Origin of the sequence: Burkholderia sp. Bp9004 (genome assembly GCF_003858025.1) — a bacterium.
Classification (GTDB): Bacteria; Pseudomonadota; Gammaproteobacteria; order Burkholderiales; family Burkholderiaceae; genus Burkholderia; species Burkholderia diffusa.
On the sequence record NZ_QTQD01000033.1, the window covers coordinates 18,869 to 31,178 of the forward strand.

Annotated in this window: 9 protein-coding genes and 1 pseudogene; 6 read left to right on the forward strand and 4 right to left on the reverse strand. The window is 66.0% G+C overall.

All coding sequences use genetic code 11. From position 1 onward, the window contains the following. Positions 1 to 205 precede the first annotated feature (205 nt). From DIE08_RS28435 to DIE08_RS28450, 4 genes and pseudogenes are all read right to left on the reverse strand, one after another. Positions 206 to 1,690: an amidase gene (locus DIE08_RS28435; protein ID WP_124904889.1), complete on the reverse strand. Its 1,485-nt coding sequence runs from the start codon at positions 1,688 to 1,690 to the stop codon at positions 206 to 208. Positions 1,691 to 2,045: 355 nt separating this feature from the next. Beyond that, positions 2,046 to 2,239, reverse strand: a pseudogene (locus tag DIE08_RS28440) (transposase); the annotation flags it as partial. A gap of 183 nt (positions 2,240 to 2,422) precedes the next feature. Beyond that, positions 2,423 to 2,947, reverse strand: a complete 525-nt coding sequence (locus DIE08_RS28445) for a TetR/AcrR family transcriptional regulator (RefSeq protein WP_185633847.1) — start codon at positions 2,945 to 2,947, stop codon at positions 2,423 to 2,425. Positions 2,948 to 3,036: 89 nt separating this feature from the next. Beyond that, complete coding sequence (locus DIE08_RS28450; protein ID WP_124904891.1) at positions 3,037 to 4,497, reverse strand: efflux transporter outer membrane subunit; 1,461 nt, start codon at positions 4,495 to 4,497, stop codon at positions 3,037 to 3,039. A gap of 77 nt (positions 4,498 to 4,574) precedes the next feature. Between DIE08_RS28450 and DIE08_RS28455 the strand changes: the two genes are divergently transcribed. The 6 genes from DIE08_RS28455 (at position 4,575) to DIE08_RS28480 (ending at position 11,953) form a co-directional block, all read left to right on the forward strand. Then, entirely contained in the window at positions 4,575 to 5,192 is a 618-nt protein-coding gene (locus DIE08_RS28455) for a TetR/AcrR family transcriptional regulator (protein WP_124629003.1), read from the forward strand. A gap of 81 nt (positions 5,193 to 5,273) precedes the next feature. Continuing rightward, on the forward strand, positions 5,274 to 6,395 hold the full coding sequence (locus DIE08_RS28460; protein ID WP_124904893.1) for an efflux RND transporter periplasmic adaptor subunit: 1,122 nt from the start codon (positions 5,274 to 5,276) through the stop codon (positions 6,393 to 6,395). Further along, on the forward strand, positions 6,392 to 9,532 hold the full coding sequence (locus DIE08_RS28465; RefSeq protein ID WP_124904895.1) for an efflux RND transporter permease subunit: 3,141 nt from the start codon (positions 6,392 to 6,394) through the stop codon (positions 9,530 to 9,532). Before DIE08_RS28460 ends, DIE08_RS28465 begins: the two co-directional genes overlap by 4 nt. Positions 9,533 to 9,564: 32 nt before the next feature. Beyond that, positions 9,565 to 10,371, forward strand: coding sequence for an oxidoreductase (locus tag DIE08_RS28470; RefSeq protein WP_124904897.1), 807 nt, complete (start codon positions 9,565 to 9,567; stop codon positions 10,369 to 10,371). Between the two features lie 429 nt (positions 10,372 to 10,800). Next, positions 10,801 to 11,235 carry a universal stress protein gene (locus tag DIE08_RS28475; protein ID WP_059608454.1) on the forward strand — a complete coding sequence of 145 codons (435 nt, stop codon included), beginning with the start codon at positions 10,801 to 10,803 and terminating at the stop codon, positions 11,233 to 11,235. Between the two features lie 469 nt (positions 11,236 to 11,704). Continuing rightward, entirely contained in the window at positions 11,705 to 11,953 is a 249-nt protein-coding gene (locus tag DIE08_RS28480) for a hypothetical protein (protein ID WP_059608455.1), read from the forward strand. Positions 11,954 to 12,310 lie beyond the last annotated feature (357 nt).

Consider the following 12,310-nt stretch of genomic DNA (forward strand, 5'->3'; position numbering starts at 1 on the left):
AAGCGCGTCGCGCGCCGCCGCAACGACTGAAACACATCGAAACGAAATCGCGCGCCGCAGCGGCTTGCAATTGCGCGGCCGTCCCGACTCGCCGTGCGCATTCGTCCGCGATTGCCGCGCGATGTCGGGCACGCGTCCGGATTCGTTCCTTTTCCGCATCAATAGCGCTTGTTTCGGACATCCGCGATCGACGCTGCGGCACGCATCACGCAGCCATCCACGCCGGCAGACGCTGGCCGACCCAGTCGGCCGCCTGCTCGTAGCCACGCGCGAGCTGCAGCACCGCGAGGTCCGCGCGCGGCCGGCCGATCAGCTGCATCCCCATCGGCAGCCCCGCGTCGTTGAAGCCGACCGGGACGCTGATCACCGGGCAGCCGGCCAGCGTCCACGGCACGACCGTTTCCATCCAGCGGTGGTAGGTGTCCATCGCGCGGCCCGCGATTTCCTTCGGCCAGCGCTGCTCGACGTCGAACGGAAACACCTGCGCGGTCGGTGCCGCGATGAAGTCGTAGCGATCGAAAAAGCTCAGCACCGCCTGGTGCCACGCGGTGCGCTCGACGCTCGCGTCGAACACCTCGGCAGCCTGCATTGCGAGCAGCCCTTCGACCTCGTAGATCGCCTCGGGCTTCAGCAGCGCGCGCCGTGCCGGATCGCGATAGTGCGCGAGCAGCCCGCCACCGGACAACAGATGTCGATGCGCGAGCCACAGGCGCCAGATGCGCTCGGGTGCGAACGCCGGCAGCGCCGCGTCGACGTCGCAGCCGATCTCGCGCAGCGTCGCGAGGCCCGTTTCGCACTGCGCGAGCACGCCCGGCTCCGTTGCGAGATAACCGTTCCAGTCGCCGACCCACGCGATGCGCTCGCCACGCAGGTCCGTGTCGAGCGGCTTCGCGAACTCGGCCGGATCCTCCGCAAGCGACAGCGGATCGTTCGGGTCGTAGCCGGCCTGGATCGCGAGCAGCTGCGCGACGTCGCCGACCGTGCGGCCCATCGGCCCTTCGATGCCGAGCTGCTGCATGAACACGTCGACGCCCGGCCAGCGCGGCACGCGGCCCTGCGACGGACGGAACCCGTAGATGTTGCAGAACGCGGCCGGATTGCGCAGCGAGCCGCCGAAGTCACTGCCATCCGCGACCGGCAGCATGCGCGCGGCGAGCGCCGCCGCCGTGCCGCCGCTGCTGCCGCCGGCACTCTTCGTCAGGTCGTACGGATTGCGTGTCGCGCCGTGGATTTCGTTGAACGTATGCGAGCCGAGGCCGAACTCCGGCGTGTTGGTCTTGCCGATGAAGATCGCGCCCGCCGCACGCATTCGGCCGACGCCGACCGAATCGCCCTGCGGCACGTTTTCGCGGAAAATCGGCGAGCCGTAGGTCGTCCGCAGCCCTTTGGTCATCGCGAGATCCTTCGGCGCCTGCGGCATCCCGTGCAGCCAGCCGTGATACTCGCCTCGGGCCAGCGCGGCGTCCTTTTCCGCGGCTTCGGCGAGCAGCACGGCGCGATCGCGCAGCGAGATCAGCGCGTTCACCGCGCCGTTCACGCGCTCGATGTGATCGAGATAGGCACGCATCGTCTCGACGCACGACACCGCCTTGCCACGGATCGCCGACGCGAGCTCGCCGGCCGACAGGCGCACGATCGGGTCGACGGTGATGGAAGCGGGAGCGAGAAGCTGCGGGGCGCCGTGCGGCATGCGAGGTCTCCTGGAATCGGAATGGAATGGCGGGCCGCGCGGTGGCGGCAGTCCGTCCCGAACGGCCGGGAAGGCGCCGGGAAGGCGCCGGAAAGCGGCCGCGCCGCGGTCGATGCTCTACTCTACGCGACGCCGGATGGCCAACCTCCGATATTTTCCGCCGCGATTCATTGAGGATTCGACTAAATCGGCCTGGTGCGCCGCTCGACGGGCCACGCATGTGGAGACACATCAAAGTCTGCCGCCAAAAAACGATCGAAACGCCGCAGTGACCCTTTCGCCAATAATCCGAGGGAATTCACAAAGTCTGCGCATTGATCGTCGAGGATGAGCCAACCTTTGATTCCACAGCCCGAAGCCCCAGTTCCGATGGTTGTCCGCGCAGCCAGGCGTTCTCAGCCTCCAACTCTTTCATCCGCGCGATCAGCGAGACGTGCATGCCGCCGAACTTCGAGCGCCATTTGTAGAACGACGTCGCCGTGCTGATGCCCAGCTCCCGGCACTGGTCCGGCACCGACAGCCCGATTCCACGCGCTTGAGCGCGTCCATGCGGTGGACTTATGCCGGAAACGCCAGGACCGTTCCAGGACATACTCGTCCTCGGTTTTTCTGGGAGTCAGCGAGGAAAGCGTTGGCCTGGCACTCAGGCAACATTGCAAACCGATATTTATGGAGGCAACCTGCGAAGCCGCATTCGGTCTGGATTGCTCAAACCGAAAGCATTCATGAAAATTACGGTTTACCCAAGTACCGCAGGCCATCCATGATCGCGATCACAATAAGCGCGCGATCGGCGGACGAGGCCGCTTTTCTTGTGCGACGACCCACGCAACCTCGATTAAAGAAGCGCGCAATCACGTCACGTCGTTCAATACACATGGCCTTCACATACTCGCGCAAGTGCGCATCGCGCTCCGCCTGCAGGCGGGCCTCGGCCCAAACGACGTAATCGACACTGCTCGAATAGCAACACGCATACAGCAAAGCGAACTGCTGTTGAACAATGTCGGACGATACCGCGGGATCCTGCAAGAGTGCCTCCAGATTTTCTTGAATGCTGCGATGCTTGACGCGAAGAAGTTCGACGAAAAGCTCGTGCTTACTTCTGAAGTTCGAATAGAACGCGCCGCGCGTGTACCCGGCGCGCGCGACAATGTCCTCGACGCTCGACGCCGCAAGTCCCTTCTCGGCAATGCACAGCGCTGCCGCGTCGAGCAAGCCGCGACGGGTGTGTTCGCGGCTTTCCGCACGTGTCATCCGCTTAGGGCGCATGTTGCAGAGCACTCATCGCACAAGGAACAAGGACAACGAAGCCACTCCGGCCAAGGCGTCGGTACGTACGACCGTTATCGACTGGCGACGGCTTCGGACACCGGCGCTTGCCAACCTCCGCCGAGCGCCTTGAACGCGGCGACCGCCGCGCGTGCGGATTCGGTTTGCGCCTGCACGCGCTGGTCGGACGCGCGCAGCAGGCTTTCGTCGGCCTGCAACACTTCGATCAGGCTGACGACGCCTTTCTGGTACGCTGCAAACGACGCGGCCCGCGCGCGGCCGAGCGAAGCGACGCCGTCGGCGAGCACGGTGGCTTGTTCGTCGCGTTTGACGAGCGCCGAGAACGCGTTTTCGACGTCCTCGGTCGCGTGCAGCGCCGCGAGCCGGTACGCGGCCAGCATCTCGGCATCCTGTCCTTTCGCCTGCGCGATCTGCGCGTTGATCCGGCCGAAGTCGAACAGGCGCCAGCGCAGGCCGAGCACGCCGGCAGCCTGGTTCGCGCCGCCGGCAAACAGGTTGCCCGCGCCCATCGTCGTCGTGCTGCCGAGCAACCCGCTCAGAGAAAACTTCGGGTAATACTCTGCAATCGCCACGCCGATGCGCGCATTCGACGCCGCCACGCGCCGCTCGGCGACGATCAGGTCGGGCCTGCGCGTGAGCAGTTCGCGGGGCGTGCCTGTCGCCGTAATCCGCGGGGCCACTGGCACGTCGCCGCCGTCGAGCAATTCCGCCCGATGCGTGCCGGGCTGCGAACCGAGCATCACGTCGAGCGCGTTCATCGCCGCGTCGAGCGCCGCTTCGAGCACCGGCACCGTCGCGCGCACCTGCGCGAGCGCGCCTTCGGCCTGCCTGACCTGCAGCTCCGCCGCGAGCCCCTTTTCATACAGCAGATTGAGGGTCGACAGCAGGTCCTGCTCGGTCTGTACCTGGTGCCGCGCGACCTTAAGCCGGCCCTGCAGCCCGCGGATCGTGATGTACGCGTCCGCGGTTTGCGCGGCGACGGCGAGCCGCGTCGCGACCGCCGCTGCTTCGGATGCCTGATAGTCTGCGAGTGCGGCTTCGCGGCCGCGGCGCAATCCGCCGAATACGTCCAGCTCCCAGCTCGCGTTCAAGTCGGCCTCGTAGTCGTTGCCGTGGCGATCGAAACCGGGCGTCGCATTCAGCACACGCCCTAACGGCGTTTCGACCGACTGGTAGACCCGCGCCGCCTGCCCGCTCACGCTGCCCAACGGCAGCAGCGCCGCATTCGCCGCGCCGAGTCCTGCACGCGCTTGCTCGACGCGTGCCGCGGCCTGCGCAAGATCGAGGTTCTGCGCGAGCGCCAGCGTGATGAAGCGCGTCAGTTGCGGATCGCCGAAGCCGGCCCACCACGTCGCGAGGTCGGCTTCGGCAGCCGCATGGCGTTGATCGACAGTGCTCTGGCCCTGGAACCGCTGCGGCATGGCGACCTCCGGCCGCACGTAATCGGGGCCGACGGCACACCCGGCCGACAAGATCGCGGCAAGCACCGCGGCAACGATGGGTTTGGGTAGCATGACGGTTTTAGCAAGAACGCGATGGTGACTATAATACCAAATAGTCACTCGTTGTCCATTCCTGTCAGCTGCAGCCCATGAAAAAAACCCTCCCTTCCGCAGCGCCCGCGCGCGGCCCGGCCGAGCACGACGTGCGGGATCAGATCGTGGCCGCCGCCACCGAGCACTTCAGCCGGTACGGCTATGAAAAGACGACCGTGTCCGACTTGGCGAAGGCGATCGGCTTCTCGAAGGCCTATATCTACAAGTTCTTTGAGTCGAAACAGGCGATCGGCGAAATGATCTGCGCGAACTGCCTGCGCGAGATCGAGACGGACGTGCGCGCGGCCGTCGCCGACGCCGAGCGGCCGACCGAAAAGCTGCGACGGATGTTCAAGGTCTTCACCGAAGCGAGCCTGCGGCTGTTTTTCCGCGACCGCAAGCTGTACGACATCGCCGCATCGGCCGCCACCGGGAACTGGCAGTCGGTGCAGGCCTACGAAGCGCGCGTGCAGAACCTGCTGCAGGACGTGCTGCAGGAAGGCCGGCAAAGCGGCGAGTTCGAGCGCAAGACGCCACTGGACGAGACCGCGACGGCGATCTACCTGGTGATGCGACCGTACCTTAATCCGCTGCTGCTGCAGTACAACCTCGACACGACCGACGCCGCGCCCGCCCAATTGTCGAGCCTCGTGCTGCGCAGCCTCGCGCCGTGAACCGGCCCAGTTGTGACCATTGACTATTTTGGTCACTAGAACCACAATGAAAGCCCCGATCACTTCGTCAGTGGGTCTTTCATGGTCCGGCGTCGCCCCCTTCTTCTCTTCGCAGTTGCTTCCGCACTGCCCGTCGCGCTAGCCGCCTGCAGCGGAAAAGCGCCTTCCGATCCACGCACGGAAGCGCCGCTCGTGCGTACCGCCATCGTGCAGGCGGCGGTCCCCGCGTCGCGCGCATTTACCGGCACCGTCGCCGCACGCGTGCAGAGCGACCTCGGGTTTCGGGTGTCCGGCAAGGTGCTGGCGCGCCTCGTCGATACCGGGCAAACCGTCCGGCGCGGCCAGCCGCTGATGCGGATCGATCCCGTCGACCTCAAGCTCGCGGCGCGCGCACGCGACGAGGCCGTGGCCGCCGCACGGGCACGCGCGCGCCAGACCGCCGAGGATGAAGCCCGCTATCGCGACCTGCGCGGCACCGGCGCGATATCGGCGTCGGCCTACGACCAGATCGAGGCAGCGGCCGATGCCGCGAAAGCGCAGTTGAGCGCCGCCGAGGCCGATGCCGACGTCGCGCGCAATGCGACCGGCTATGCGGAACTCACCGCGGACGGCGACGGCGTCGTGATGGAAACGCTCGCGGAACCGGGCCAGGTCGTCAGCGCCGGCCAGCCGGTGGTGCGGCTCGCGCACGCCGGCAGCCGGGAAGCCATGATCCAGTTGCCGGAAACCCTGCGCCCCGCGGCCGGGTCAGTCGCACAGGCCGAGCTGTTCGGCAAGCAGGGCGTAAGCGTCCCCGCGACGCTGCGCCAGCTCTCCGATACCGCGGATCCGAGAACGCGCACGTTCGAAGCCCGCTACGTGCTGCAGGGCGCGCTGGCCAACGCACCGCTGGGCGCAACCGTCACGGTCCGCATCCCGGACGATGCGCGCGCGGCACCGCAACATGGCATGCAGGTGCCAATCGGCGCGCTGCTGGACACGGGCAACGGGCCCGGCGTGTGGGTCGTCGCGGGCGACCCCGCCAAGGTGGGATGGCGGCCGGTCACGGTCGAGCATCTGGGCGACGACAGCGCGCGCGTGTCCGGCACACTTCGGCAAGGCGACCGGGTCGTCGCGCTCGGCGCCCAGTTGCTGCGCGACGGCGAAGCGGTTCGCGTATCCCCGCAGGCCGCCACGGTCGCGAGCGAAGGAGCACGGCCGTGAGCGAGCGTCGCTTCAACCTGTCGGCACTTGCCGTGCGCGAGCGCGCGATCACGCTGTTCCTGATCTGCCTGATCTCGCTCGCGGGACTCGTGTCGTTCTTCAAGCTGGGCCGCGCGGAAGACCCGGCATTCACGATCAAGGTGATGACGATCGTCACCGCATGGCCGGGTGCTACCGCGCAGGAAATGCACGATCAGGTTGCCGAAAAGATCGAGAAGCGCATGCAGGAGCTGCGCTGGTACGACCGCACCGAAACCTATACGCGCCCCGGCCTCGCGATCACGACGCTGACACTGCTCGACGGCACGCCGCCGTCCGACGTTCAGGAGCAGTTCTATCAGGCGCGCAAGAAGATCGGCGACGTGGCGAACGATCTGCCGTCCGGCGTGATCGGGCCGATGGTCAACGACGAATACGCGGACGTCACGTTCGCGCTGTTCGCGTTGAAGGCCAAGGGCGAACCGCAGCGCCTGCTGGTGCGCGACGCCGAGGCGTTGCGCCAGCGGCTGCTGCACGTGGCGGGCGTGAAGAAAGTCGACATCATCGGCGAGCAACCGGAGCGCATCTACGTGCAGCTGTCGCACGACCGGCTCGCGACGCTCGGCGTGAGCCCGCAGGACGTGTTCGCCGCGCTCAACGGCCAGAACGCGCTGACGCCGGCGGGTTCCGTCGAAACCCGCGGGCCGGAGGTGTTCATCCGGCTGGACGGCGCCTTCGACAAACTGCAGAAGATTCGCGACACGCCGGTCGTCGCTCAGGGTCGCACCTTGAAGCTGTCCGACATTGCCACCGTCGAGCGCGGTTATGAGGATCCGGCGACGTTCATGATCCGCAACAACGGCGAACCCGCGCTGCTGCTGGGTATCGTGATGCGCGACGGCTGGAACGGGCTCGATCTCGGCAAGGCCCTGGACAGCGAAGTCGGCGCGATCAATCGAGCGTTGCCGCTCGGCATGAGCCTCACCAAGGTGACCGATCAGGCCGTAAACATCAGTTCGGCCGTCGACGAGTTCATGGTCAAGTTCTTCGCTGCGCTGCTGGTCGTCATGCTCGTGAGTTTCGTCAGCATGGGCTGGCGCGTGGGGCTGGTGGTCGCCGCGGCCGTGCCGCTGACGCTGGCCGTGGTGTTCGTCGTGATGGCCGCGACCGGCAAGAACTTCGATCGCATCACGCTCGGCTCGCTGATCCTCGCGCTCGGCCTGCTCGTCGACGACGCGATCATCGCGATCGAAATGATGGTCGTGAAGATGGAGGAAGGTTACGGCCGCGTGGCCGCGTCGGCTTATGCGTGGAGCCATACGGCCGCGCCGATGCTGGCCGGCACGCTCGTGACCGCGGTCGGTTTCATGCCGAACGGCTTCGCACGCTCAACCGCCGGCGAATACACCAGCAACATGTTCTGGATCGTCGGGATCGCGCTGATCGCATCGTGGGTCGTCGCGGTGGTGTTCACGCCGTACCTCGGCGTGAAGATGCTGCCCGAGTTCAGGAAGGTCGAAGGCGGCCACGACGCGCTGTACGATACCCCGCGCTACAACCGCTTCCGTCAGGTACTGGCGCGTGTCATCGCACGCAAATGGCTCGTCGCGGGGTCGGTCGTCGGCCTGTTCGTGCTCGCGATCCTCGGGATGGCGATCGTCAAGAAGCAGTTCTTTCCAATCTCCGATCGCCCCGAGGTGCTGATCGAGGTGCAGATGCCGTACGGCACGTCGATTTCGCAAACGAGCGCCGCGACGTCGAAGGTCGAAGCGTGGCTCGCGAAGCAGAAGGAAGCGCGCATCGTCACCGCGTATGTCGGCCAGGGTGCGCCGCGCTTCTATCTGGCGATGGGGCCGGAGCTGCCCGATCCGTCGTTCGCGAAGATCGTGGTGCGCACGGACAGCCAGGACGAGCGTGACGCGTTGAAGGCGCGGCTGCGGCGAGCCGTCGCCGACGGACTAGCGCCCGAAGCACGCGTGCGTGTGACGCAACTCGTGTTCGGCCCGTATTCGCCGTTCCCGGTCGCGTATCGCGTCACCGGCCCCGATCCCGACACGCTACGCGGCATCGCGGCCGAGGTACGGCACGTGATGACCGCCAGCCCGATGATGCGCACGGTCAATGCCGACTGGGGCACGCGCGCGCCGACGCTGCACTTCACGCTGCAGCAGGATCGCCTGCAGGCGGTCGGGCTGACGTCTAGCGCGGTTGCGCAGCAGCTGCAGTTCCTGCTGACCGGGGTACCCGTCACCGCGGTGCGCGAGGACATCCGGACCGTGCAGGTGATCGCGCGTTCGGGCGGCGAGGCGCGGCTCGACCCCGCGCGGCTCGACGACTTCACGCTCGCCGGCGCGAACGGGCAGCGCATTCCGCTGTCGCAGGTCGGCAAGGTCGACGTGCGGATGGAGGAACCGATCATGCGCTGGCGCGATCGCGTGCCGACGATCACGGTGCGCGGCGACATCGCCGACGGCTTGCAGCCGCCGGACGTATCGGCCGCGATCACGAAGCAGCTTCAGCCGATCATGGCGAGGTTGCCGAGCGGCTACAGGATCGAGGAAGCGGGCTCCATCGAGGAATCCGGCAAGGCGACGAAGGCGATGCTGCCGCTGTTCCCGATCATGCTGGCGATCACGCTCGTCATCATCATCTTCCAGGTGCGCTCGATCTCCGCGATGGTCATGGTGTTCATGACGAGTCCGCTCGGGCTGATCGGCGTGGTGCCGACACTGATCCTGTTCCGGCAGCCGTTCGGCATCAATGCGCTGGTCGGCCTCATCGCGCTGTCGGGCATCCTGATGCGCAACACGCTGATCCTGATCGGGCAGATCCACCAGAACGAACTAGCGGGGCTGGATCCGTTCCATGCAGTCGTCGAAGCGACCGTGCAGCGAGCGCGCCCGGTGATCCTTACCGCGATGGCGGCCGTGCTCGCGTTCATTCCGCTCACGCATTCGGTGTTCTGGGGCACACTCGCGTACACGCTGATCGGCGGCACGTTCGCCGGGACGATCCTCACGCTTGTATTCCTGCCGGCGATGTACGCGATCTGGTACAGGATCCGGCCCGGCCATTCCGCCGGTGCACGCCACGGCCGGCATGCGCCGGCATCGCCTGCCGAGCCTGCGCTTCAGCCCGCGCTGGACACGCGCGATTGACATCCCCATTCACCATATCGAAGGAAACAGCCATGTCGAACTCCACAGTTGTCGTCGTGACCGGCGTGTCGTCGGGCATCGGGCGCGCCGCAGCAGAACAATTCGCAAAACGCGGATGCCGCGTGTTCGGCACCGTGCGCAGCGTCGCGCGAACGGCGCCCGTCGCCGGCGTCGAGCTGGTCGAGATGGACGTGCGTGACGACGCGTCTGTTCGATCGGGTATGCAAACGATCGTCGATCGCGCCGCGCGTATCGACGTGCTCGTCAACAATGCGGGCATGAGCCTGATCGGCGCGGTGGAGGAAACCTCGGTGGACGAAGCGGCGGCCTTGTTCGACACCAACGTATTCAGCATCCTGCGTACGACCCATGCGGCACTTCCGCACATGCGCGCGCAACGGCGCGGCCGGATCGTCAATATCAGCTCGGTGCTCGGCTTCCTGCCGGCGCCCTATATGGGACTCTATTCGGCATCCAAGCATGCCGTGGAGGGTTTGACCGAATCGCTGGATCACGAACTGCGCCAGTTCGGCATTCGCGCGACGCTGGTCGAACCATCGTTTACGCGGACCAACCTGGAGGTCAATGCCCCGCAGGCAAGCGCGCCGATCGCCGATTACGACCGCGAGCGAACGCTTGCGTCGCGCGCCGTCGTCGACAGCGTGAAAGCCGCGCCGCACCCCGAGGGGGTGGCCGCCACCATCGTCGACGCGGCGCTCGGCGCATGGCGGATGCGCAGCACGCCGAACGGCGAGGCGTCGCTGTTGCGCAAGTTGCGTCGCTTCATGCCGGCCGGCCCGGTCGATTCGAGCCTGCGAAAAAAATTCCGGATCGCGTGACACGGTCGGAAACGAAATGGCCTTGAACACGAGCCGCCGGGTTGCTGCCGGCTCGATCGTCGCCGTGGCTCAGGCACCTGCTCCTTTACCTTCGTCAAGAAACTAACGATGCCCCGAACGCCCATTGAAATCGCTGAAACGTTCTTTGCCCATTGGACCACCTGACCGTAGCCCACAAATATTGCCGTGCCGCAGCATGCTTTATCCCGTTGCCGCAGACTTTGTTGTACGCCCATACCGCGTCGGGCTACCGCCCGGTCGACTGGTGTAAACGTTTATGCGCATAAACTAAAATTTCTTATATTTCTAATAGGCGCAACACGAGGCGGCGGACGTTAACGACATTTTTACGCGGCCGCCCGATCTCTTTAGGTCACGCGATCCGGCGGCGCACTACGCTGGGAACATCTCGACTACGGGGCATTTTCCATGCTCAAACTGCTGGTTCCGGTCGGACATTCGCCTCGCTCGCTGCAGGCGGTTCGCCACGCGACCTTCCTGTATCGCGAACGCTGCGCATCCGAGATCGTGCTGATCAACGTGCAGGCGCCGCTCGAGGCGACGCGGCTCGAAGCGTTTCACCCGCTGTCGCGGCTTCAGTCGATCGAGGACAAGTTCGCGTGCGACGATCTGGCGATGGCGGAGCGGGTGTTGCGGGAAGCCGGTGTCCGGTACAGCATCGTGAAGAAGGTCGGGCCGGTGGCCGACACGATCGCGGCCGTCGCGGCCGAGACCGGCTGCGACGAAATCGTCGTCGTCGCGCCACGGCAGGATCCGTTTCACGCGATGCTGTCGATGTTCCGTCGCAGCGTGATGGATCGGCTCGTGCGGATCTCGAATGTGCCGGTGACGGCAGTGCGATGAACGGTTCGGCGCTTACTTGATGACCTTGCGCCAGAACACCAGATAGGTCGCGGCGGAAGACGCAATCAGCAGAATGGCCCACATCGGCGCGAGACTGATCAGCACGGAAGAGACGTTAAGCATTTGGATTCCTCACTATTTCGATAGCGATGTTCGGCACGTGCCTGTTGCGTTCGGATCCGCTGCGCCCATCGCTTGCGCGCATTGCGTTCCGTTGAAACATGCATTGATGCTATCGCTTTGAGTGCCGGCGCGACCGTCTCGCCCTGCCCGTACCCTGACATTCGTCAAACTCGCGTCAATCGCGCGCCGGTACGGCCGGCCACTGCCCCTTCCGCGTTCGCGCGGCACAAGAACGGGACGCAATTACAACAGGCATGTCGCCGTTTCAGCAGACGTTTACCGGGGGAAGCCCCAAGTGCTTCACGAAACGTGTCCGCGTTACGCTTCGGCAACGAGGAGACGAATCATGAGACGAGTGGTACACATCGCGTTTTTCGCGCTGCTGGCCTACCTGATCGGCGATCGAGCGCTGCTGCACGCGCAAGGCCGCGACGCCAGCCCGATGGCGTGTTCGCAGGGTGCCGAGCAGGTGAAATACGATGCGCTCAGCCGAGGCTTCGGCAACGCGGCCGCCAGCAGCCAGAGCGAGGCGTTCATGTCCGGCTGCCTGGTGACCGGGCGCAGCAATCGGGATGTTGCAATGACTGACCGTTGACGCCGAACGGGCGCCGCCGGACCGGTTGCGCTCATGGCGCGCCCCTGACCCGGAGACGGTCACACCCGGGGCTTTCCGTCTTTTGCATTCCGCACCGCCGGCACTGACGTGCCACCGACAGCCGACGACACGCCGTCAATCCGGCGCGCGATGCAACCGTCGAGCGGCCGACGCGGCACGTCGGGCACGCCCCGTCGCTCGCGCCGACGCGTATCGCCGCTGCTGCGCCCTTCGCGCCGCGGTCCGGCCGCCCTCGTTCGCGAGCGCCCGGTCCGTTTTCTCCCGCAGCCCCGCTTCCCGCGCCTCGGCCAAGCCGGTTTTCTGCTGCGCCGCGCTCGGCGTTCGACACGCATCAGC